The sequence below is a fragment of the Pseudomonas sp. RL_105y_Pfl2_101 genome (assembly GCF_963970585.1).
Lineage (GTDB): Bacteria > Pseudomonadota > Gammaproteobacteria > Pseudomonadales > Pseudomonadaceae > Aquipseudomonas.
In genome coordinates this window covers 54,287-75,598 of the sequence record NZ_CAXAPG010000005.1, presented here as the reverse complement: position 1 = coordinate 75,598, position 21,312 = coordinate 54,287, and the positions used below count along the sequence as shown (strand labels likewise).

Annotated in this window: 20 protein-coding genes and 1 pseudogene; 16 read left to right on the top strand and 5 right to left on the bottom strand. The window is 61.4% G+C overall.

Features of this window, described 5'->3' with window-relative positions; genetic code table 11:
* From dut to argB, 3 genes and pseudogenes are all read left to right on the top strand, one after another.
* Positions 1-456 carry a dUTP diphosphatase gene (dut, locus tag AACY31_RS08070; protein ID WP_339479646.1) on the top strand — a complete coding sequence of 152 codons (456 nt, stop codon included), beginning with the start codon at positions 1-3 and terminating at the stop codon, positions 454-456.
* A gap of 252 nt (positions 457-708) precedes the next feature.
* Positions 709-2,112: pseudogene (locus tag AACY31_RS08065) on the top strand (phosphomannomutase/phosphoglucomutase); the annotation flags it as partial.
* A gap of 27 nt (positions 2,113-2,139) precedes the next feature.
* Positions 2,140-3,045, top strand: coding sequence for an acetylglutamate kinase (gene argB, locus AACY31_RS08060; RefSeq protein WP_339479648.1), 906 nt, complete (start codon positions 2,140-2,142; stop codon positions 3,043-3,045).
* A 207-nt stretch (positions 3,046-3,252) separates the two neighbouring features.
* On the opposite strand, the gene pyrE is transcribed toward argB, so the two are convergent.
* Positions 3,253-3,897, bottom strand: a complete 645-nt coding sequence (pyrE, locus tag AACY31_RS08055; RefSeq protein WP_339479650.1) for an orotate phosphoribosyltransferase — start codon at positions 3,895-3,897, stop codon at positions 3,253-3,255.
* 82 nt (positions 3,898-3,979) lie between these two features.
* On the opposite strand from pyrE, the gene AACY31_RS08050 reads away from it, so the two are divergent.
* Positions 3,980-4,759: an exodeoxyribonuclease III gene (locus tag AACY31_RS08050; RefSeq protein WP_013694557.1), complete on the top strand. Its 780-nt coding sequence runs from the start codon at positions 3,980-3,982 to the stop codon at positions 4,757-4,759.
* A gap of 95 nt (positions 4,760-4,854) precedes the next feature.
* Here AACY31_RS08050 and gltS read toward each other — a convergent pair whose 3' ends face one another.
* The 3 genes from gltS to rph form a co-directional block, all read right to left on the bottom strand.
* On the bottom strand, positions 4,855-6,063 hold the full coding sequence (gltS, locus tag AACY31_RS08045; RefSeq protein ID WP_339504310.1) for a sodium/glutamate symporter: 1,209 nt from the start codon (positions 6,061-6,063) through the stop codon (positions 4,855-4,857).
* A gap of 362 nt (positions 6,064-6,425) precedes the next feature.
* Positions 6,426-6,794, bottom strand: a complete 369-nt coding sequence (locus AACY31_RS08040) for a DUF4870 domain-containing protein (protein WP_339479653.1) — start codon at positions 6,792-6,794, stop codon at positions 6,426-6,428.
* 31 nt (positions 6,795-6,825) lie between these two features.
* The gene (gene rph / locus AACY31_RS08035; RefSeq protein WP_003177262.1) at positions 6,826-7,548 is read right to left on the bottom strand and encodes a ribonuclease PH; all 723 of its coding nucleotides are present in this window, start codon (positions 7,546-7,548) and stop codon (positions 6,826-6,828) included.
* Between the two features lie 274 nt (positions 7,549-7,822).
* On the opposite strand from rph, the gene AACY31_RS08030 reads away from it, so the two are divergent.
* The 6 genes from AACY31_RS08030 (at position 7,823) to AACY31_RS08005 (ending at position 13,129) form a co-directional block, all read left to right on the top strand.
* Positions 7,823-8,686 carry a YicC/YloC family endoribonuclease gene (locus AACY31_RS08030; RefSeq protein ID WP_339479654.1) on the top strand — a complete coding sequence of 288 codons (864 nt, stop codon included), beginning with the start codon at positions 7,823-7,825 and terminating at the stop codon, positions 8,684-8,686.
* A 12-nt stretch (positions 8,687-8,698) separates the two neighbouring features.
* The gene (gene gmk, locus AACY31_RS08025; protein ID WP_053126561.1) at positions 8,699-9,319 is read left to right on the top strand and encodes a guanylate kinase; all 621 of its coding nucleotides are present in this window, start codon (positions 8,699-8,701) and stop codon (positions 9,317-9,319) included.
* A gap of 167 nt (positions 9,320-9,486) precedes the next feature.
* The gene (rpoZ, locus tag AACY31_RS08020) at positions 9,487-9,750 is read left to right on the top strand and encodes a DNA-directed RNA polymerase subunit omega (RefSeq protein WP_003177259.1); all 264 of its coding nucleotides are present in this window, start codon (positions 9,487-9,489) and stop codon (positions 9,748-9,750) included.
* 60 nt (positions 9,751-9,810) lie between these two features.
* Positions 9,811-11,916, top strand: coding sequence for a bifunctional GTP diphosphokinase/guanosine-3',5'-bis pyrophosphate 3'-pyrophosphohydrolase (spoT, locus tag AACY31_RS08015; protein WP_339479657.1), 2,106 nt, complete (start codon positions 9,811-9,813; stop codon positions 11,914-11,916).
* A gap of 36 nt (positions 11,917-11,952) precedes the next feature.
* Complete coding sequence (locus tag AACY31_RS08010) at positions 11,953-12,333, top strand: RidA family protein (protein WP_003229509.1); 381 nt, start codon at positions 11,953-11,955, stop codon at positions 12,331-12,333.
* Positions 12,334-12,388: 55 nt separating this feature from the next.
* Positions 12,389-13,129, top strand: a complete 741-nt coding sequence (locus AACY31_RS08005) for a hypothetical protein (RefSeq protein WP_339491572.1) — start codon at positions 12,389-12,391, stop codon at positions 13,127-13,129.
* Between the two features lie 73 nt (positions 13,130-13,202).
* Here AACY31_RS08005 and AACY31_RS08000 read toward each other — a convergent pair whose 3' ends face one another.
* Positions 13,203-14,060 (bottom strand): SDR family oxidoreductase, encoded by an 858-nt coding sequence (locus AACY31_RS08000; protein ID WP_339479662.1) that lies wholly within the window; start codon positions 14,058-14,060, stop codon positions 13,203-13,205.
* Between the two features lie 187 nt (positions 14,061-14,247).
* Here AACY31_RS08000 and exbB point away from each other — a divergent pair, with 187 nt between their 5' ends.
* From exbB to AACY31_RS07970, 6 genes are all read left to right on the top strand, one after another.
* A complete protein-coding gene (exbB, locus tag AACY31_RS07995) occupies positions 14,248-15,219 on the top strand; it encodes a tonB-system energizer ExbB (protein ID WP_339479664.1) in 972 nt (323 codons plus the stop codon).
* A gap of 6 nt (positions 15,220-15,225) precedes the next feature.
* Complete coding sequence (exbD, locus tag AACY31_RS07990; protein WP_339479666.1) at positions 15,226-15,654, top strand: TonB system transport protein ExbD; 429 nt, start codon at positions 15,226-15,228, stop codon at positions 15,652-15,654.
* Positions 15,651-16,403 (top strand): energy transducer TonB, encoded by a 753-nt coding sequence (locus AACY31_RS07985; protein ID WP_339479668.1) that lies wholly within the window; start codon positions 15,651-15,653, stop codon positions 16,401-16,403. Before exbD ends, AACY31_RS07985 begins: the two co-directional genes overlap by 4 nt.
* 345 nt (positions 16,404-16,748) lie before the next feature.
* A complete protein-coding gene (locus AACY31_RS07980; protein WP_339479669.1) occupies positions 16,749-17,669 on the top strand; it encodes a hydrogen peroxide-inducible genes activator in 921 nt (306 codons plus the stop codon).
* A 9-nt stretch (positions 17,670-17,678) separates the two neighbouring features.
* Positions 17,679-19,754 carry an ATP-dependent DNA helicase RecG gene (gene recG / locus AACY31_RS07975; RefSeq protein ID WP_339504309.1) on the top strand — a complete coding sequence of 692 codons (2,076 nt, stop codon included), beginning with the start codon at positions 17,679-17,681 and terminating at the stop codon, positions 19,752-19,754.
* A 79-nt stretch (positions 19,755-19,833) separates the two neighbouring features.
* Positions 19,834-21,231, top strand: a complete 1,398-nt coding sequence (locus tag AACY31_RS07970) for an aminoacyl-tRNA deacylase and HDOD domain-containing protein (protein ID WP_339504308.1) — start codon at positions 19,834-19,836, stop codon at positions 21,229-21,231.
* Positions 21,232-21,312: the final 81 nt, after the last annotated feature.

Genomic DNA, 21,312 nt, shown 5'->3' with positions numbered 1-21,312 from the left:
ATGCACGCCCTACAAGCCAAGATCCTCGATCCACGCATCGGTAACGAATTTCCGCTGCCGCAATACGCCACAACGGGCTCCGCCGGCCTCGACCTGCGGGCAATGCTCAAGCAGGACACAATCCTGGAGCCGTGCCAGACCCTGCTGATTCCTACCGGTCTGTCGGTGTACATCGGCGATCCGGGCCTGGCGGCGCTGATCCTGCCGCGCTCGGGCCTGGGTCACAAGCACGGCATCGTGCTGGGCAACCTGGTGGGCCTGATCGACTCCGACTACCAGGGCGAACTGATGGTGTCGTGCTGGAACCGCAGCCAAACGGCCTTCAAAATTGCCGTGGGCGACCGCATCGCGCAGTTGGTGCTGGTGCCGGTGGTCCAGGCCCACTTCGAACTGGTCGAAACGTTCGACGAAAGCCAGCGCGGCGCGGGTGGTTTCGGGCATTCCGGCAGCCATTGACCGGTGGTTTTCGGGCCGGGCGCGCTGCCCGGCCTGTTTGTGAAGCGTGTGTTTCAGGACAAAAAATGCGCGATGGCTTTCTGCTAGGTTTCCCACCCGGAATCAGTGTATTAGGCGAGCGCGGCCGGGGTAACGCTGTCTCATGGCACTTTCCCACCACGAACTCTCTGTCAAAAACGCCGTCATACCCTTCAGCTTGAGCCCGCCGATGCTAACCGTCGGCCTGTCCAGTCACTTTCCTGATAGAGCGCCCCGCCCATGAACACCCCAGCCGCAATCGCCCCGATCTTCCCTGACAGCATCTTCCGCGCCTACGACATCCGTGGCGTGGTACCGGAAACCCTCACCGCCGAAACCGCCTACTGGATCGGCCGCGCCATCGGCTCCCAAAGCCTGGCCCAGGGCGAACCGAATGTGTGCGTCGGCCGTGATGGCCGCTTGTCGGGTCCTGAGCTGGTCGCACAGTTGATCAAAGGCGTTGCCGACAGTGGCTGCCACGTCAGCGACGTGGGCCTGGTGCCGACCCCGGCGCTGTACTACGCCGCCAACGTGCTGGCCGGCAAATCCGGGGTAATGCTCACCGGCAGCCACAACCCGTCGAACTACAACGGCTTCAAGATCGTCATCGCCGGCGATACCCTCGCCAACGAGCAGATCCAGGCCCTGCACACCCGCCTCAAGACCAACGACCTGAGCAGCGGCCAGGGCAGCGTGACCAAGGTCGATATCCTCGAGCGCTACAACGACGAGATCGTCAAGGACGTGAAACTCGAACGTCGCCTGAAAGTGGTGGTCGATTGCGGCAACGGCGCGGCTGGCGTGATCGCCCCGCAACTGATCGAAGCCCTGAACTGCGAAGTCATCCCGCTGTTCTGCGACGTGGACGGCAACTTCCCCAACCACCACCCGGACCCGGGCAAGCTGGAAAACCTCGAAGACCTGATCGCCAAGGTCAAGGAAACCAACGCCGACCTGGGCCTGGCCTTCGATGGCGACGGCGACCGCGTGGGCGTGGTGACCAACACCGGCAGCGTGGTGTTCCCGGACCGCCTGCTGATGCTGTTCGCCAAGGATGTGGTGGCGCGCAACCCGGATGCCGAGATCATTTTTGACGTCAAGTGCACCCGTCGCCTGGTGCCGCTGATCAAGGAATATGGCGGTCGCCCGCTGATGTGGAAAACCGGTCATTCGTTGATCAAGAAAAAAATGAAACAAAGCGGCGCCCTGCTGGCCGGCGAAATGAGCGGCCACATCTTCTTCAAGGAACGCTGGTTCGGTTTTGACGACGGCATCTACAGCGCCGCGCGCCTGCTGGAAATCCTCAGCAAGGAGAAATCCACCGCCGAAGAGCTGTTTGCAACCTTCCCGAACGATATTTCTACGCCAGAAATCAATATCCATGTGACCGAAGAGAGCAAATTCAGCATCATTGATGCACTGCACGACGCTCAATGGGGCGACGGCGCCGAACTGACCACCATCGATGGTGTGCGGGTCGACTATCCCCACGGCTGGGGCCTGGTTCGCGCATCCAACACCACACCGGTGCTGGTACTGCGTTTCGAGGCCGACAACGAGGCCGAACTGCAGCGCATCAAGGATGTGTTCCACACCCAACTCAAACGTGTTGCACCTGATCTCCAACTACCGTTTTGATTTTTTCAAGCACTACCGGAGCCCTGAATGACCCTCGAACGCGAAGCCGCCGCCAACACCGCCAAGGTCCTGTCCGAAGCGTTGCCTTATATCCGACGCTACGTCGGCAAGACCCTGGTGATCAAATACGGCGGCAACGCGATGGAAAGCGAGGAGCTCAAGACCGGCTTCGCCCGCGACATCGTGCTGATGAAGGCCGTGGGCATCAACCCGGTGGTCGTACACGGTGGTGGCCCGCAAATCGGTGACCTGCTCAAGCGCCTGTCGATCGAAAGCCACTTCATCGATGGCATGCGCGTGACCGACGCGCAGACCATGGACGTGGTGGAAATGGTCCTGGGCGGCCAGGTCAACAAGGACATCGTCAACCTGATCAACCGTCATGGCGGCAGCGCCATCGGCCTGACAGGCAAGGACGCCGAGCTGATCCGGGCGAAGAAACTCACCGTCACCCGCCAGACACCGGAGATGACCCAGCCGGAAATCATCGACATCGGTCATGTGGGCGAAGTGGTCGGCATCAACACCGACCTGCTGAACCTGCTGGTCAAGAGCGACTTCATTCCGGTCATCGCCCCCATCGGCGTGGGCGCCAACGGTGAGTCGTACAACATCAACGCCGACTTGGTGGCGGGCAAGGTGGCCGAGGCACTGAAAGCTGAAAAGCTGATGCTGCTGACCAACATCGCCGGCCTGATGGACAAGTCGGGCAAAGTCCTGACCGGGCTGTCGACCCAGCAGGTCGATGACCTGATCGCCGACGGCACCATCTACGGCGGCATGCTGCCGAAAATTCGTTGCGCGCTAGAAGCGGTACAGGGCGGCGTCGGCAGCTCGCTGATCATCGACGGTCGGGTACCGAATGCGATCCTGCTGGAGATTTTCACCGACACCGGTGTGGGTACGTTAATCAGCAATCGCAAGCGTCCCTGATAGCTGAAGCACCAAAATCGCGATCTTTGACAGTTTCAAGTGGATTCGAAACATGAAGTCCACTTTGCGCTGACAGGGCTCGCGATTTTTTTGCGGGCAAGAAAATATCTGGGTTTTCGGGCAAGTGGATGCCGTACTGCGCGCCTTTCATTTATGGGAGTGAAGATCCACTGAAAAACCAAGGCCCTGTTTCCAGGGCCCTGGTTTTCAGACGCCGAACTGCGCCCGATAAGCCTCAACCGCCGGCAGGTGCTGCTTGAGCTGCGGATCGTCGGCCAAAAACTCCAGCACCTGGCTCAGTGAAACAATGCTGATCACCGGAATGCCAAAGTCACGCTCCACTTCCTGGATCGCCGACAGCTCACCGTTGCCGCGTTCCTGGCGGTTCAGAGCGATCAGCACGCCAGCGGCCTTGGCGCCTTCCTGGGAACCGATGATCTGCATCACTTCACGAATGGCCGTACCGGCAGTGATGACGTCGTCGATGATCAACACGTCGCCAGTCAGCGGCGCACCCACCAGGCTACCGCCTTCGCCATGGGCCTTGGCTTCCTTGCGGTTGAAGCACCAAGGCAAGTCGCGACCGTGGTGTTCGGCCAGGGCGACGGCAGTGGTGGCGGCCAGCGGGATGCCTTTGTAGGCCGGGCCGAACAGCACGTCGAACGGGATACCGCTCTCGACGATGGCTGCCGCATAGAAACGCCCCAGTTGCGCCAGGGCGGAACCGCTGTTGAACAGGCCGGCATTGAAGAAGTACGGGCTGGTGCGCCCGGACTTGAGGGTGAACTCACCGAAGCGCAAAACGCCGCGATCGATGGCAAAGCGAATGAAATCGCGCTGATACGCCTGCATGAAAAAAGCCTCAAATACCGCGGATTTAGCTAAATAGGTAGACGGCGTGTATCATACACGCACGTGATTTTTGGGGCCATTTATGCGGATCATCAGTGTGAACGTCAATGGTATTCAGGCTGCAGTGGAGCGAGGTTTGCTCAGTTGGCTGCAAGCACAGAATGCCGACGTCATCTGCCTGCAGGACACCCGCGCCTCCGCCTTTGAACTGGACGATGCAGCCTTCCAACTGGATGGTTACTTCCTTTATGCCTGCGATGCCGAAGTCCCCGCCCAGGGTGGCGTGGCTTTGTACTCGCGGCTGCAACCGAAGGCTGTCATCAACGGTCTCGGTTTCGAGACGGCGGACCGCTACGGGCGCTACCTGCAAGCCGATTTCGACAAGGTCAGCATCGCGACCTTACTGCTCCCTTCAGGGCAGAACGGCGATGAAGATTTGAATCAGAAATTCAAGTTGATGGACGACTTCGCCCGTTATCTGGATAAACAGCGACGCAAACGTCGCGAGTACATCTATTGTGGCTCGCTGTACGTGGCGCAACAGAAGCTGGATATCAAGAACTGGCGCGACAGCCAACAATCTCCTGGCTTCCTGGCGCCGGAACGGGCCTGGATGGACGAGATCATTGGCAACATGGGTTATGTCGACGCACTGCGTGAAGTCAGCCGTGAAGGCGACCAGTACAGTTGGTGGCCGGACAACGAACAGGCCGAGATGCTCAACCTCGGCTGGCGCTTCGACTACCAGTTGCTGACACCTGGGTTGCGCCGCTTCGTACGCAGCGCCCGCCTGCCGCGCCAGCCACGGTTCTCGCAGCATGCGCCGCTGATCGTGGATTACGACTGGACGCTGACCATCTAAGCGTATCGACGACATCCCCAGGTCGACCGACCAAAGAAAATGCCCGCATCGCAAGATACGGGCATTTTTTATGGCGCGCGCCACCGCTCGGAATATCAAGCCACGGCAAAAAACGGCAGAGCAAGGTACAGCTTGATGACGATGACGTTAATGATATCGATGAAGAACGCCCCCACCATTGGCACCACCAGAAACGCTATCTGTGAAGGCCCATAACGCTGCGTCACTGCCTGCATATTGGCAATGGCCGTCGGCGTGGCACCCAACCCAAAACCGCAATGCCCTGCCGCCAAGACGGCTGCATCGTAATGACTGCCCATGATTCTGAACGTCACAAAAATCGCAAATAGCGCCATGACCAATGTCTGAGCCGCCAGAATGATGAAGATCGGCAAGGCCAACGACGCCAAATCCCACAATTTGAGTGACATCAAGGCGATCGCCAGAAACAGTGACAGACTGACATTGCCGAGTACGGACACTTCTCGCTCAAATACTTGATACAAGCCAAGCGCCGAAAGCCCATTGCGCAGGACCACCCCCACGAACAAGACGCAAACAAACGTCGGCAACTCGAATGCGGTGTCGTGGAGCTGCCCGTTCAAGAGCGTACCAGCCAACAGGCTGACCGCGATCAGGGCGAGCGTTTCGATAAACGAAAACGGCGTAATCGAGCGCTCTTTGTTCGGCTGTTCGAAACCCTTGGGCACCCGGGGCTTTTCTGACTCAAGGCCAGCGGGTGACTGGACACGCTTGATGAGCAGGCGCGCAACCGGTCCTCCGATCAAGCCACCCAACACCAAGCCAAACGTCGCGGAAGCCATTGCAAGTTCGGAGGCGGAAGCCAGACCGAACTTCTCACCGAACACTGTCCCCCACGCCGCGCCCGTGCCGTGACCGCCCGCCAAGGTGATCGAGCCCGTCAGCAACCCCATCAACGGATCGAGCCCCAGCGCTTTTGCGAGCCCAATACCCATGGCATTCTGGACCACCAACAGGCCGACGACCGCCAGCAGGAAAATCCCAACGACGCGACCGCCTTTCTTCAGGCTGGCGAAGTCTGCGCTCAGGCCAATCGTGGCAAAAAATGCCAGCATTAACGGTGTTTGCAGTGAAGTATCAAATAGAACTTCAACTTCAAGCCCCCGTAAAACCAGGAGAACCAGGGCAACTACCAGCCCGCCCGCCACAGGCTCAGGGATATTGTAGGTGCGTAGAAAACCAACACGTGTAACAAGTCCGCGCCCCAGCAAAAGCACTAGAGAGGCCGCGACAAGTGTTCCATAGAAATCGAGCTGAAACATGAGTGTTTATTCTTTGAATATATATTCAGAGGCGAACTTTTTACCTGGACACGCCTCTTGAACAGGTTGATAGCCTCAACACTGATTATCTTTGATTTCAAGGACCTTCAATGGTCTGAATATATCGAAATATTTCTGAGGGAATATAACTTGGCGCAACTTTATCAATCGAGATGTCTTGTTGCCAAGCTTAGAGGCCACACTGAAAGCGTGCAGTTGTGACTAGAAGTGTATGAGCGATATATGCGCACGATAACGCTCTACGCAACGGAGCACCGCACATAAAGAGAAACAATTATGACTTCAAAAAAGACAATGCCCCGATAAGCCGGGGCATTGTTCCTGAATCGCAGCACTGATCGTTATTTGACCAACCGCCAAGTAAACGGATACCGATACGGCTGCCCTTCATTGGCCTTCACGCCACCGATGATGGTCAACACCAACGCGCCAATGGCCACCAGCCCGAACAAGAAGAAGCCGATCACCACGACCATCAGCAGCAGGCAGATCGCCGAGGCAATCGCCACGGTGATCTGGAAGTTCAGCGCTTCCTTGCCCTGGGCATCGATGAACGGGTCGGATTCACGTTTGAGCTGCCAGAGCACCAGCGGCCCGATCAGCGTGCCGAACGGGATCCAGATCCCCAACAAGGCGGACAGGTGACAAAACATTGCCCATTGACGCGCCTCTTTACTCGGCTGGGGCAGTAGGATTGGCTCATCACTCATGACGCTCTCCTTGTCTTGAATCGGGGATCGATCAGTCAGCCAAGGCGGCCTTTTGCAGTTCGAATATCTCGTTCATGCCTTTCTTCGCCAACTCCAGCATAGCGTTCAATTCTTCCGGCTGGAACGGCGCGCCCTCGGCAGTGCCCTGGACTTCGATGAAACCGCCGGCACTGGTCATGACCACGTTCAGGTCAGTCTCGGCGGCGGAGTCTTCCAGGTAATCCAGGTCCAGCACCGGCTCGCCCTGGTACATGCCCACGGATACAGCGGCGATCATTTGCTTGAGCGGGTCGCCGCCCTTGAGGCCGCCGCGCTTCTTGATCACTTTCAAAGCATCGACCAGGGCGACCATGGCCCCGGTAATGGACGCAGTACGCGTGCCGCCGTCGGCCTGGATCACGTCGCAATCGACATACAGCGTCACGTCGCCCAGCTTGGACATGTCCAGCGCAGCACGCAGCGAGCGGCCGATCAAGCGTTGGATTTCCAGGGTACGGCCGCCCTGCTTGCCACGGCTGGCCTCACGCTGGTTCCGCTCACCGGTGGCGCGCGGCAGCATGCCGTACTCGGCTGTCAGCCAGCCTTGACCCTGACCCTTGAGGAACCGTGGCACGCCGTTTTCGACACTGACGGTGCAGATGACCTTGGTATCACCGAATTCGACCAGTACAGATCCCTCGGCGTGTTTGGTGTAGTTGCGGGTAATGCGGATCGAGCGAAGCTGATCGGCAGCGCGACCACTTGGACGTTTCATAGGGAATACCTGTACAGAGGACGGAAAACTGCCGAGCATTATAGAGCCGTGAACCGTCATAGGGCAGTTAAACGTAGCGCAGTTCTAAAAAGCCGGCGCAAGCGAAGCCTCGCAAAGACCCGCCCGACGGGTTGCTGCGCTTTGTCGCAAGCGCGGTTGGGGGCATGCGCTTCACTGCGCTACAATCCTGCGCCTTTGCTGCCCTTGGGCTTTTAATTTACAGATTCCAGGCCCACGACCACCGTCGTGCCGGCCTGCATTGCGAGGAACCTCCATGGTGCACAGCATGACCGCCTTCGCCCGCGTCGAAAAAGCCGGGGCCCAAGGCACGCTGAGCTGGGAACTGCGCTCGGTCAACAGCCGCTACCTGGAGCCGCACCTGCGCCTGCCCGAGTCTTTCCGCGAGCTGGAAGGGGGCGTGCGCGAAGCACTGCGCCAGGGCCTGTCCCGGGGCAAGCTGGAATGCACCCTGCGTTTCACCGAAGAAAGCACCGGCAAAACCTTGCAAGTGGACCGCGAGCGCGCCGCGCAATTGGTCGCCGCAGCCGAAACCGTTGCCAGCCTGATCAAGAACCCCGCGGCCCTGAATCCACTGGAGGTCCTGGCCTGGCCCGGCGTGCTGGTGGGCGACGCGAGCGACCCACAGGCGCTGAACGCCGAGGCGCTGGCGTTGTTCAACCAAGGCTTGAAGGAACTCAAGGCCGGCCGCGAGCGCGAAGGCGCGGAGTTGGCCCGACTGATCAACGAGCGCCTGACCTCCATTGAAGAAGACGTCAGCACCCTGCGTGAACTGGTCCCGCAGATGCTCGCCACCCAGCGCCAGAGAGTCCTCGACCGTTTCACCGATATGAAGGTCGAGCTGGACCCGCAACGCCTGGAGCAGGAAATGGTCATGCTCGCGCAAAAGAGCGACGTGGCCGAAGAACTGGATCGCCTGAGCACCCACATCATTGAAGTTCGCCGGGTGCTCAATTCCGGTGGTGCGGCCGGTCGCCGCCTGGACTTCCTGATGCAGGAACTCAACCGCGAAGCCAACACACTGGGCTCCAAGGCCTTCGACCCGCGCAGCACCCAGGCGGCGGTCAACCTCAAGGTGTTGATCGAGCAAATGCGCGAACAAGTGCAGAACATTGAGTAAGGCTAACCCGACATGACCCACAGCACCGGCACTCTCTACATCATTTCCGCGCCCTCGGGCGCCGGCAAGACCAGCTTGGTCAAGGCCCTGATCGACGCCGAGCCGCAGATCCGCGTCTCGGTCTCGCACACCACCCGCGCCATGCGCCCGGGCGAAGTGAACGGCGTGAACTATCACTTCGTCGACCGCGAAGAGTTCGTGAAGATGGCTGAGCACGGCGACTTCCTGGAGCGCGCCGAAGTTTTCGGCAACCTCTACGGCACTTCGCAAAGTTATCTGCAGCAGACCCTCGATGAAGGCCACGACCTGATCCTGGAAATCGACTGGCAAGGTGCCGAGCAAGTGCGCAAGCTGATGCCCCAGGCCCGTTCGATCTTTATCCTGCCGCCGAGCCAGCAGGCCCTGCGCCAGCGCCTGACCAACCGTGGCCAGGACAGTGACGAAATCATCGAGGGCCGGATGCGCGAAGCGGTCAGCGAGATGAGCCACTACGTCGACTATGACTACCTGATCATCAACGACGATTTCGCCCACGCGCTGGACGACCTGAAGGCGATTTTCCGCGCCAGCCAGCTGCAGCAAAAACGCCAGCAGCAACGTTTCGGCAAATTATTGGCCGAATTGTTGGGCTGAACAGCTCTTCCCAAAACCGCTGTGACGGCTTTACATTGGTAGTCGCAGCGCGCCGAGGGGTTTGGTTAAAAAATCAGCGCTTCCCTAAACGCTGGTGTTTTTTTAAACTGTCGAGTCCGCTCGCCCAACCGGGCAGCGCGCATATTGCATTCGCTCCGAGGAATACCATGGCCCGCGTAACCGTTGAAGACTGCCTAGAACACGTGGAAAACCGCTTTGAGCTGGTCATGCTCTCTACCAAGCGTGCCCGTCAACTGGCCACCGGAGGCAAAGAGCCGTTGGTCCAGTGGGAAAACGACAAGCCTACCGTAGTAGCGCTGCGTGAAATCGCCGAAGGCCTGATGAGCTACGAGTTCATCGCCAACGCTGAAATCGTCGAAGACGAACCGCTGTTCGCAGCGTTCGAGGACGAGTCCAACGAGGCGGTCTAAGCCTATGCCTGGTCGACGTAGCACGGCGCGGGGTCACAGCAAACGGCAGGAGTCATCATCATGCCGAGCATAGACGCCCTCGCCGATCGCTTATCGGCCTACCTCGGCACGGACCAGGTCAACCTGGTCCGCCGAGCCTATTTCTACGCTGAACAAGCCCACGACGGCCAACGCCGGCGCAGCGGCGAGGCGTACGTCACGCATCCACTTGCGGTGGCGAATATTCTTGCCGACATGCACATGGACCATCAGAGCCTGATGGCGGCGATGCTGCATGACGTGATCGAAGACACCGGCATTGCCAAGGAAGCGCTGCAAGCGCAGTTCGGCGAAACCGTGGCCGAACTGGTCGACGGGGTCAGCAAACTGACCCAGATGAACTTCGAGACCAAGGCCGAGGCCCAGGCCGAAAACTTCCAGAAAATGGCCATGGCCATGGCCCGCGACATTCGCGTGATCCTGGTCAAGCTCGCCGACCGCCTGCACAACATGCGCACCCTTGAAGTGCTGTCCGGCGAAAAACGCCGGCGCATCGCCAAGGAAACCCTGGAAATCTACGCGCCCATCGCCAATCGCCTGGGCATGCACGCGATCCGCATCGAGTTCGAAGACCTCGGCTTCAAGGCCATGCACCCGATGCGTTCAGCGCGGATCAACCAGGCCGTCAAGCGCGCCCGGGGCAACCGCAAGGAAATCGTCAACAAGATCGAAGAGTCCCTGAGCCACTGCCTGGTCATCGACGGCATCGAAGGCGAAGTCAGCGGGCGGCAGAAACACCTCTACGGCATCTACAAGAAAATGCGCGGCAAGCGTCGCGCCTTCAACGAAATCATGGACGTCTACGCGTTCCGGATCATCGTCGACAAGGTCGATACCTGCTACCGCGTGCTGGGCGCTGTACATAATTTGTACAAACCGTTGCCAGGGCGCTTCAAGGATTACATCGCGATCCCCAAGGCCAACGGCTATCAGTCGCTGCACACCACGCTGTTCGGCATGCACGGCGTACCGATCGAGATCCAGATCCGCACCCGCGAAATGGAAGAGATGGCCAACAACGGCATCGCCGCCCACTGGCTGTACAAATCCAGCGGTGACGAACAGCCCAAGAGCACCCACGCCCGCGCCCGACAATGGGTCAAGGGTGTGCTGGAAATGCAGCAGCGTGCCGGCAACTCCCTGGAATTCATCGAGAGCGTCAAGATCGACCTGTTCCCGGACGAGGTTTACGTCTTCACGCCCAAGGGCCGGATCATGGAGCTGCCCAAGGGCTCCACGGCCGTGGACTTTGCCTATGCGGTGCACACCGATGTCGGCAACAGTTGCATCGCGTGCCGGATCAACCGCCGCCTGGCACCGTTGTCCGAACCACTGCAAAGCGGTTCCACGGTGGAAATCGTCAGCGCCCCGGGCGCACGCCCCAACCCGGCATGGCTCAATTTCGTGGTCACCGGCAAGGCCCGCACCCATATCCGTCACGCCCTGAAGCTGCAACGCCGCTCCGAATCCATCAGCCTCGGCGAACGCTTGCTGAACAAGGTGCTGAACGGTTTCGACAGCTCACTGGACAAGATCCCGGCCGAGCGCGTGCAGTTGATGCTCAACGAATACCGTCTCGAATTGATCGAAGACCTGCTCGAAGACATCGGCCTGGGCAATCGCATGGCCTACGTCGTCGCCCGCCGCCTGCTCGGCGAAGGCGAACAGCTGCCAAGTCCCGAAGGCCCACTGGCGATTCGCGGCACCGAAGGCCTGGTGCTCAGCTATGCCAAGTGCTGTACGCCGATCCCGGGCGACCCGATTGTCGGCCATCTGTCCGCCGGCAAAGGGATGGTGGTGCACCTGGACAACTGCCGCAACATCAGCGAGATCCGGCATAACCCGGAAAAATGCATCCAGCTCTCATGGGCCAAGGATGTCACCGGCGAATTCAACGTCGAGCTGCGGGTCGAACTGGAACACCAGCGCGGCCTGATCGCCCTGCTGGCCAGCAGCGTCAATGCCGCCGACGGCAATATCGAAAAAATCAGCATGGACGAACGCGATGGCCGCATCAGCGTCGTTCAATTGGTGGTCAGCGTGCACGACCGTGTGCACCTGGCCCGCGTGATCAAGAAACTGCGCGCCCTGACCGGCGTTATCCGCATCACCCGGATGCGCGCATAGCGCCTCAAATAGCCACCTCATTATCAGGAGTCTTCAATGACTAAGACTGTTATCACCAGCGACAAGGCCCCGGCCGCCATCGGTACTTATTCCCAAGCGATCAAGGCCGGCAATACCGTGTACATGTCGGGCCAGATTCCACTGGACCCCAAGACCATGGAGCTAGTGGAAGGCTTCGAAGCCCAGACCGTGCAGGTGTTCGAAAACCTCAAGGCCGTGGCCGAGGCCGCCGGTGGTTCGTTCAAGGACATCGTCAAGCTGAACATCTTCCTCACCGACCTGAGCCACTTCGCCAAGGTCAACGAGATCATGGGCAAGTACTTCGACCAGCCTTACCCAGCCCGCGCCGCCATTGGCGTGGCAGCCCTGCCAAAGGGCTCGCAGGTTGAGATGGATGCCATCCTGGTCATCGAGTAATAAGGTCGGCGCAGCCTCCCCCGCTGCGCCGTTTTCGTCTTGAAAGGATTCCACCATGCGCAAAGCGCTTGCTCTCTCGCTGGCAGCCCTGCTTCTGGGCGGCTGCGCCAGCGACCCTGCCGACCGTGACATCAGCGGCACCTGGATCAACCAGGCGGCCATCGACGCTGCCGCCAGGGGCGGCCCGCTTCGCGAAGCGCTGCAGGGCTATGGCCCGAACCTGGAATGGGACGTCAACACCCGGGCCGGTCAGGCGCGCTACACCAACGGCTATGAAAACGTCGAAGGCAAATTGCTGGGCGAAGAAGACGGTGCGTGGAAAGTCGATTTTTACGGCAGCTCCGCCAGTGAACTGCAGCGCGACGGCGACCAGTTGAGCCAGGCCGCCACCGAGAACGAACCACAGCAGGTGTTCGACCGCGCGCAAGTCCAAGTCCCGGAAGGCGCGCCCATCGGCGCCAGTTTCGAGCGCGCGCTGTATGCCGCCTACCTTGGCGGCACCTGGAACATCGCCAGCGGCCCCGGCCAGGGCGCCACCGTGCAATTCCAGCCCGACGGCCAGATCAGCGGCCTGCCCGGCGTCGATCGGTACGCCTTGTGCCTGGCGGGCAGTTGCGCGTCCATGAGTGACGGCTACGACAACATCTGGCTGCAACAGAACGGGCTGGGCAACACCTGGATCTTTGCCCGAGACGGTAAGAGGCTGGAAATTTTCCAGACGATCAACGCGTCGCTGGCCGATGAAATACCTTCGCTCACGCCGGGTGATCGGAAGTGGGTGCTAGAAAAGCAGTAACGCGGATCCCCGTGGGAGGGAGCCTGTGGGAGCAAAGCTTGCTCCCACAGTTTGTTTTGGGGTGTCAGGCGAATCAGCAGCGCCCTTCCAGGATCGCCGCATAGCCCTCGCGAAAACTAGGATACCGCGGCGTCCAGCCCAAGGCCTTCGCCCGGGCATTGCTGCAGCGCTTGCTGCCGGCACGGCGCACGCTGGCATCTTCGGCCCACTCGGTAACGCCCATGTACTCCCGCAACCAGCCCACCACTTCGGCCAGCGGCGCAGGCGCGTCGTCGACGCCAATGTAGCAATCGTCCAGCACCTGCCCCTGACGATCAGCTTCCAGCAGGAACGCCAGCAAGCCGGCCGCATCGTCGGCGTGAATGCGATTGGCGTACAGCGGCGGGTCTATCACCACGCGATAACCTTGGCGCACCTGGCTCAGCAGCCACTCCCGACCCGGCCCATAGATGCCGGTCAGGCGCACGCGACTGGCCGCAATGCCACTGTCCAAGGCCACTTGTTCGGCTTCAAGCATCAGCCGACCGGAATAGCCGCCGGCCACGGCTGGCGAGGTTTCATCCACCCATTCGCCCTGCTGCTGCCCATAAACACTGCTGCTGGACACAAAAAGCAGGCGCTTGGGTCGCTGGCCATGCTGCTTCAACCAGCTCAACACATGCTGCAACCCTTCGACATAAGCCGTGCGATAGCCCGCCTCGTCATGGTCGGTAGCGGCAGCGCTGTACACCAGGTAATCCAGCGACCCGGTGGGCCAGTCGGCCGGGCATTGCTCACTGAACAAATCCCCCGCGACCCCAATGACGCCCGCCGGCAGGTTCGAAACCGTGCGCCGCAGGCCATAGACTTGCCAATGCTCGGCCACTAACTGGCTGGCCAGGCGGCCACCAATATCACCGCAGCCGGCGATCAAAACAGAAGGCGCGGACATCAAGAACTCCTCTGGCAAAGCCGCAGACTAGCCTTCGTGGGGGACGAGCGGCTAGCCATGTGAGAAAAAAGTTACTGTATTACTTTTGTTAACAAGAATTAATTGCAATAATGCCCGCCACTTTTGTTCTCGGCCCACGAGGCCCGGAAGAACATCAACCTTCTTTTTTCTCTCAGGTCCGGCCAGCATGAAACGCTCTCTATCCCCCGCTTCGCCAACCAATCGACCTCGTGCCTGGAGCACGGTAGCCGCCCTGCTGTTCAGCCTGCTGCTGGCACCTGCCGCCGCATTCGCTGATGCACAGACGCCCGCCACGCCCCCGGCCACCGCACCGGCTGCTGCCCAGGCACCGGCCGACCCGGCCGTTCCCGTTGCAACGCCCATCGCCACCGACCCGGCCCAAGCCATCGAGGCCGACGCACCAGAAGTGCTCGAAGCCGACAACTCCCTGGGCATGGCCCACGACCTGTCGCCATGGGGCATGTACAAGAACGCCGACATCATCGTGAAAATCGTGATGATCGGCCTAGCCATCGCCTCGATCATCACCTGGACCATCTGGATTGCCAAAGGCTTCGAGCTGCTGGGCGCCAAGCGTCGCTTGCGCGGTGAAATCGCCGCCCTGAAAAAAGCCACCACCCTCAAAGAAGCCAGCGCCAGCGCCGCGAAGGCAGGCACCCTCGCCAACCTGCTGGTGCATGACGCACTCGAAGAGATGCGCCTGTCGGCCAACAGCCGCGAGAAAGAAGGCATCAAGGAGCGCGTGAGCTTCCGCCTCGAGCGCCTGGTCGCCGCCTGCGGTCGCAGCATGAGCAGCGGCACCGGCGTGCTCGCCACCATCGGTTCGACCGCACCGTTCGTCGGCCTGTTCGGCACCGTGTGGGGCATCATGAACAGCTTCATCGGCATCGCCAAGACTCAGACAACCAACCTCGCCGTCGTCGCACCTGGCATCGCCGAAGCCCTGCTGGCAACGGCCTTGGGCCTGGTCGCAGCAATCCCGGCCGTCGTGATCTACAACGTCTTCGCCCGCTCCATTGCCGGCTACAAGGCCCAGGTCTCCGACGCTTCGGCCGAAGTCCTGCTGCTGGTCAGCCGCGACCTCGACCACCTGCCGCCCGAGCGTGGCTCGCAACCGCACATGGTGAAAGTGGGGTAATCGGCCATGGGCCTGCATTTGAAAGAAGGCGCAGACGACGATCTGGCCGAGAACCACGAAATCAACGTCACGCCGTTCATCGACGTGATGCTGGTGCTGTTGATCATCTTCATGGTGGCCGCCCCGCTCGCCACCGTGGACATCAAGGTTGACCTGCCGGCGTCAACGGCCAAGCCCTCGCCACGGCCGGAGAAACCGGTGTTCCTCAGCGTCAAGGCCGACCAGCGCCTGTTCCTGGGCGAAGACGAGGTCAAGGCCGAGAACCTCGGCGTGACCCTCGACGCCAAGACCCAGGGCAAGAAAGACACGACGATCTTCTTCCAGGCCGACAAAGGCGTGGACTACGGCGACCTGATGAGCGTGATGGACGCGCTGCGGGGCGCCGGCTACCTGAAGGTCGGCCTGGTCGGACTCGAGACGGCGCGGCAGAAATGATCACGACGCGCCAAAAGCTGACGCGTTACAGCGGTAGCCTGGTGGTGGTGCTGGGCGTGCATGCGCTCGCCATCGCCCTGGCGCTGAACTGGACATCGCGCCCGCCCATCGAATTGCCTCCCCAGGCAATGATGGTCGAGCTGGCGCCGGTACCAGCCCCGCCGCCACCGGCACCGCCAAAAGTCGTCACACCGCCGCAACCTCCCGAGCCGGTCGAAGAATTGCCGCTGCCCAAGCTTGCCGAAGCGCCGAAGCCGGAGATCTCCGTGCCAAAGCCAAAGCCAAAGCCAAAGCCTCAACCGCCCAAGCCCAAACCGGTGGAGAAAAAGCCCGAGCCACCGAAGGAAAAACCGTCGGAGCAGAAGCCCAGCGACACCCCGCCAACCCAGTCAGTGGCCGAGAAGTCCGCGCAACCGGCTCCTGGCCCGTCGCCTGCGCAATCGGCTGCCAAAGCCAATTGGCAGGGCACGCTGCTGGCGCACCTGGGCAAGTACAAGAAATACCCGCGCAGGGCCCAGCAGATGAACAAGGAAGGCACCAACCGCCTGCGTTTCGTGGTGGATGCCGAAGGCAACGTGCTGTCATTCGAACTGGTGGGCCGCTCCGGCACGGAGTCGCTGGACAAGGCCACCCTGGAAATGATCCGCCGCGCCCAACCGCTGCCCAAGCCGCCGGCGGAGCTGCTGACCAACGGCACCATCGAACTGACGGCACCGTTCGTGTACTCCATCGACAAGCGCCGGCGTTGATCCAGACCTGGCACCTCGATGGCATGGTGAATCTTGCTCCCGCTGGGCCTGTAGGAGCTGCCGAGCGGAGCGAGGCTGCGATCTTTCCCCTGGCGCTTGAGTCTCAAGCGTCAGGGGAAAGATCAAAAGATCGCAGCCTTCGGCAGCTCCTACACAAGCCCAGCGGGAGCAAGCTCCCTCGCCACAATGAGTACAACCGGCAGAAAGGCATCGAAAGATGCCTTTTTCATATCCGGCAACGACCCGACAGACATTGGACAGTGTCACACCGCCCCCCCAGTCTGATAACGTGCGTCTATCGATTGCAGCCGGTATGCTTGGCTCGCAACTTCACGGACGCTCGCCATGACCCTCACAGAATTACGCTACATCGTGACCCTCGCCCAAGAGCAGCATTTCGGCCATGCGGCCGAGCGCTGCCACGTCAGCCAGCCGACGCTGTCGGTGGGCGTGAAAAAGCTTGAAGACGAACTCGGTGTGCTGATTTTCGAGCGCAGTAAAAGCGCCGTGCGTCTGACCCCCGTGGGCGAAGGCATCGTGGCCCAGGCACAAAAGGTCCTGGAACAGGCCCAGGGCATTCGCGAACTGGCCCAGGCCGGCAAGAACCAACTGACCGCCCCGCTGAAAGTCGGCGCGATCTACACCGTCGGCCCGTACCTGTTCCCGCACCTGATTCCGCAACTGCACCGGGTCGCCCCGCAGATGCCGTTGTACATCGAAGAAAACTTCACCCATGTGCTGCGCGACAAGCTGCGCAACGGCGAGCTGGACGCGATCATCATCGCCCTGCCGTTCAACGAAGCCGACGTCCTGACCCTGCCGCTCTACGACGAACCGTTCTACGTCCTGATGCCGGCCCAGCACCCCTGGACCCAGAAAAAAACCATCGACACCGCCCTGCTCAACGACAAGAGCCTGCTGTTGCTTGGCGAAGGCCACTGCTTCCGTGACCAGGTGCTCGAAGCCTGCCCGACCCTGACCAAGGGCAGCGAAGGCGCCAAGCACACCACGGTGGAGTCCAGCTCCCTGGAAACCATCCGCCATATGGTCGCGTCGGGCCTGGGTATTTCGATCCTGCCGCTGTCGGCGGTGGACAGCCATCATTACTCCCCAGGCGTGATCGAAGTCCGCCCACTGACGCCACCCGTGCCGTTCCGCACCGTCGCCATCGCCTGGCGCGCCAGTTTCCCGCGGCCCAAGGCCATCGAGATCCTCGCCGACTCGATCCGCCTGTGCTCCGTGGCCAAGCCGCCCGCTGGCAAGTAAGCCGCAGTCATGACTGAGCTGTCGAAAGTGCCGGTCACGGCACTCAAGGGTGTCGGTGAAGCCATGGCCGAGAAACTGGCCAAGGTCGGCCTGGAAAACCTCCAGGACGTGCTGTTTCACTTGCCGCTGCGTTACCAGGACCGCACCCGCGTGGTGCCCATCGGCCATTTGCGCCCGGGGCAGGATGCGGTGATCGAAGGCACCGTCAGCGGCGCCGACGTGGTCATGGGCCGTCGTCGCAGCCTGGTGGTTCGCCTGCAGGACGGCACCGGCGGGCTCAGTCTGCGCTTCTACCATTTCAGCAATGCGCAAAAGGAAGGCCTCAAGCGCGGCACCCGTGTGCGCTGCTACGGCGAGGCGCGGCCCGGGGCTTCGGGGCTGGAGATCTATCACCCGGAATACCGCAGCATCACCGGTGACGAACCGCCGCCAGTGGATGAAACCCTGACCCCAGTCTATCCGCTCACCGAAGGCCTGACCCAACAACGCCTGCGCCAGCTCTGCCAGCAAACCCTGACCCTGCTCGGCCCCAGCAGCCTGCCCGACTGGCTGCCCACGGAACTGGCCCGGGATTACCAACTGGCACCGCTGGCCGATGCGATCCGCTACCTGCACCATCCGCCCGCCGACGCCGATGTCGACGAACTCGCCCTCGGCCATCACTGGGCGCAACATCGTCTGGCGTTCGAAGAACTGCTGACCCATCAACTGTCCCAGCAACGCCTGCGCGAAAGCCTGCGCTCCCTGCGCGCCCCGGCCATGCCCAAGGCCAAGGATCTGCCGGCCCGCTACCTGGCCAACCTTGGTTTCGCCCCCACGGGTGCCCAACAACGGGTCGGCAACGAAATCGCCTACGACCTGAGCCAGCCCGAGCCGATGCTGCGACTGATCCAGGGCGATGTCGGCGCCGGCAAGACCGTGGTCGCCGCCCTCGCGGCGCTGCAGGCATTGGAGGCCGGATATCAGGTGGCGCTGATGGCGCCCACCGAGATCCTGGCCGAACAACATTTCATCACCTTCCAGCGCTGGCTCGAACCGCTGGGCATCGAAGTCGCCTGGCTGGCCGGCAAGCTCAAAGGCAAGAACCGCGTCGCCGCCCTGGCACAGATCGCCGAAGGCGCACCCATGGTGGTCGGCACCCATGCGCTGTTCCAGGACGAAGTGCAGTTCAAGAACCTGGCTTTGGTGATCATCGACGAACAGCACCGCTTCGGCGTGCAACAGCGCCTGGCCCTTCGGCAAAAAGGCGTGGGTGGGCGGATGTGCCCTCATCAGTTGATCATGACCGCCACGCCAATCCCGCGGACCCTGGCGATGAGCGCCTACGCCGACCTCGACACCTCGATCCTCGACGAACTGCCGCCCGGCCGCACACCGGTCAACACCGTGCTGGTCACCGACACCCGACGAGTGGAAGTGATCGAACGCGTGCGCAGCGCCTGTGCCGAAGGGCGACAGGCCTATTGGGTGTGCACATTGATCGAAGAGTCTGAAGAGCTGACCTGCCAGGCGGCCGAAACTACCTTTGAGGACCTCACTGCGGCCCTCGGCGAGTTGAAGGTCGGGCTGATCCACGGGCGCATGAAGCCCGCCGAGAAAGCCGCCGTCATGGCTGAATTCAAGGCCGGCGCCCTGCAACTGCTGGTCGCGACCACGGTGATCGAGGTTGGGGTCGATGTGCCCAATGCCAGCCTGATGATCATCGAGAACCCCGAGCGCCTGGGCCTGGCGCAGCTGCACCAGTTGCGCGGCCGGGTGGGCCGGGGCAGCGCCGCCAGCCATTGCGTCTTGCTGTATCACCCACCGCTGTCCCAGATCGGGCGCCAGCGGCTGGGAATCATGCGTGAAACCAACGACGGCTTCGTCATCGCCGAAAAAGACCTCCAATTGCGCGGCCCCGGTGAAATGCTCGGCACGCGCCAGACCGGCCTGCTTCAATTCAAGGTAGCCGACCTGATGCGCGACGCCGACCTGCTCCCCGCCGTACGCGATGCCGCCCAGGCCCTGCTGGAACGCTGGCCAGACCACGTCAGCCCGCTGCTGGATCGCTGGCTGCGTCACGGGCAGCAATACGGCCAAGTGTGAGCACGCGCTCAGTTTTCCGGACGCGCGTACCGGACAAGCTGGTTATACTGATCAACTTGTAGAAAAACGGATACAGACCATGACAGAAGCTGCCCTCGTCCCCGAAGCCCCGCACGCTCCGTCTGTTATTCGGCTGTTGCTCGATAAATTGGGCATCGGCTTTGACGAAGTGCTTGAACGCCCCGGCCTGAACCCAGCCCGCAAAGTACAGGCGGTGTTGCTGCACGATGCCGTTGGCGCACTGATGGTGCTGTTTCCGCAAAGCCAACTGCTGGACCTCAACCGCCTGGCCGAACTCACTGGTCGCAAACTCACGGCAGTGCCGACCGAACGCCTGGAGCGCATGCTCGGTAAACACAGCCTGAGCCTGCTGCCCGGCCTGCCGGCGCTGACCAGTTCGCCGTGCCTGTACGAAGAAAGCCTGCTGCGCGAACCGAAGTTGCTGATCAACTCCGGCGAGCCGGGGCTGCTGCTGGAAGTCACCAGCGAAGCGTTCAAGACCATGCTCACCAAGGCCAGCGCCGCGACGTTCGGCGAACCCGTGAGTAACATCACCCCCAATCTGGACCGCCCGGACGACGACCGCAAGGAAATCACCCAGGCCGTACAGGCGTTCACCGCCCGGCGTATCCAGCAACGGCTGGAAGAGACCATCGAGATCCCGCCGCTGGCCGAAACCGCGCAAAAAATCATCAAGCTGCGGGTCGACCCGGACGCCACCATCGATGACATCACCGGCGTGGTGGAAACCGACCCGGCCCTGGCCGCGCAAGTGGTGAGCTGGGCCGCCTCGCCCTACTACGCCTCACCGGGCAAGATTCGCTCGGTGGAAGACGCAATCGTCCGCGTGCTGGGCTTCGACCTGGTGATCAACCTGGCGCTGGGCCTGGCCCTGGGCAAGACCCTCAGCCTGCCCAAGGACCATCCGCAACACACCACGCCGTACTGGCACCAGTCGATCTACACCGCCGCCGTCATCGAAGGCCTGACCCGCGCCATGCCCCGCGCCCAGCGCCCCGAAGGCGGCCTGACCTACCTCTCCGGCCTGCTGCACAACTTCGGCTATCTGCTGCTGGCCCACGTGTTTCCGCCGCACTTCTCGTTGATCTGCCGGCACCTGGAGGTCAACCCACACCTATGCCACAGCTACGTGGAGCAGCACCTGCTGGGTATCAGTCGCGAGCAGATCGGCGCCTGGCTGATGCGCTACTGGGACATGCCCGACGAACTGGCCACCGCCCTGCGCTTCCAGCACGACCCGTACTACGACGGCGAGTACGCCGAGTATCCAAACCTGGTGTGCCTGGCCGTGCGCCTGCTGCGCTCACGAGGGATCGGCTCCGGGCCGGACGAGGAAATTCCCGATGCATTGCTCGAGCGCGTAGGCCTGTCTCGGGACAAGGTCAATGATGTAGTCAGCAAAGTGCTCGAGGCTGAAGTGCTGCTGCGCGAACTGGCTTCGCAGTTCAACCACTGATTGCAGTGCCGCAGATGAGCTTCTGTGGCGAGGGGATTTAGCTGTGGGGGCAAAGCTTGCTCCCACACGACCTTGCTCCTA

What these genes read in the sequence shown, in the direction of transcription:
- AACY31_RS08005 (WP_339491572.1), top strand. Translation starts at nt 12,389, where the DNA reads ATGCGCAAAGCGCTTGCTCTCTCGCTGGCAGCCCTGCTTCTGGGCGGC.
- gmk (WP_053126561.1), top strand. Translation starts at nt 8,699, where the DNA reads ATGACCCACAGCACCGGCACTCTCTACATCATTTCCGCGCCCTCGGGC.
- AACY31_RS07985 (WP_339479668.1), top strand. Translation starts at nt 15,651, where the DNA reads ATGATCACGACGCGCCAAAAGCTGACGCGTTACAGCGGTAGCCTGGTG.
- gltS (WP_339504310.1), bottom strand. Translation starts at nt 6,063, where the DNA reads ATGTTTCAGCTCGATTTCTATGGAACACTTGTCGCGGCCTCTCTAGTG.
- AACY31_RS08010 (WP_003229509.1), top strand. Translation starts at nt 11,953, where the DNA reads ATGACTAAGACTGTTATCACCAGCGACAAGGCCCCGGCCGCCATCGGT.
- AACY31_RS08030 (WP_339479654.1), top strand. Translation starts at nt 7,823, where the DNA reads ATGGTGCACAGCATGACCGCCTTCGCCCGCGTCGAAAAAGCCGGGGCC.
- rph (WP_003177262.1), bottom strand. Translation starts at nt 7,548, where the DNA reads ATGAAACGTCCAAGTGGTCGCGCTGCCGATCAGCTTCGCTCGATCCGC.
- spoT (WP_339479657.1), top strand. Translation starts at nt 9,811, where the DNA reads ATGCCGAGCATAGACGCCCTCGCCGATCGCTTATCGGCCTACCTCGGC.
- recG (WP_339504309.1), top strand. Translation starts at nt 17,679, where the DNA reads ATGACTGAGCTGTCGAAAGTGCCGGTCACGGCACTCAAGGGTGTCGGT.
- AACY31_RS07980 (WP_339479669.1), top strand. Translation starts at nt 16,749, where the DNA reads ATGACCCTCACAGAATTACGCTACATCGTGACCCTCGCCCAAGAGCAG.
- exbD (WP_339479666.1), top strand. Translation starts at nt 15,226, where the DNA reads ATGGGCCTGCATTTGAAAGAAGGCGCAGACGACGATCTGGCCGAGAAC.
- pyrE (WP_339479650.1), bottom strand. Translation starts at nt 3,897, where the DNA reads ATGCAGGCGTATCAGCGCGATTTCATTCGCTTTGCCATCGATCGCGGC.
- AACY31_RS08050 (WP_013694557.1), top strand. Translation starts at nt 3,980, where the DNA reads ATGCGGATCATCAGTGTGAACGTCAATGGTATTCAGGCTGCAGTGGAG.
- rpoZ (WP_003177259.1), top strand. Translation starts at nt 9,487, where the DNA reads ATGGCCCGCGTAACCGTTGAAGACTGCCTAGAACACGTGGAAAACCGC.
- dut (WP_339479646.1), top strand. Translation starts at nt 1, where the DNA reads ATGCACGCCCTACAAGCCAAGATCCTCGATCCACGCATCGGTAACGAA.
- argB (WP_339479648.1), top strand. Translation starts at nt 2,140, where the DNA reads ATGACCCTCGAACGCGAAGCCGCCGCCAACACCGCCAAGGTCCTGTCC.
- AACY31_RS08040 (WP_339479653.1), bottom strand. Translation starts at nt 6,794, where the DNA reads ATGAGTGATGAGCCAATCCTACTGCCCCAGCCGAGTAAAGAGGCGCGT.
- exbB (WP_339479664.1), top strand. Translation starts at nt 14,248, where the DNA reads ATGAAACGCTCTCTATCCCCCGCTTCGCCAACCAATCGACCTCGTGCC.
- AACY31_RS08000 (WP_339479662.1), bottom strand. Translation starts at nt 14,060, where the DNA reads ATGTCCGCGCCTTCTGTTTTGATCGCCGGCTGCGGTGATATTGGTGGC.
- AACY31_RS07970 (WP_339504308.1), top strand. Translation starts at nt 19,834, where the DNA reads ATGACAGAAGCTGCCCTCGTCCCCGAAGCCCCGCACGCTCCGTCTGTT.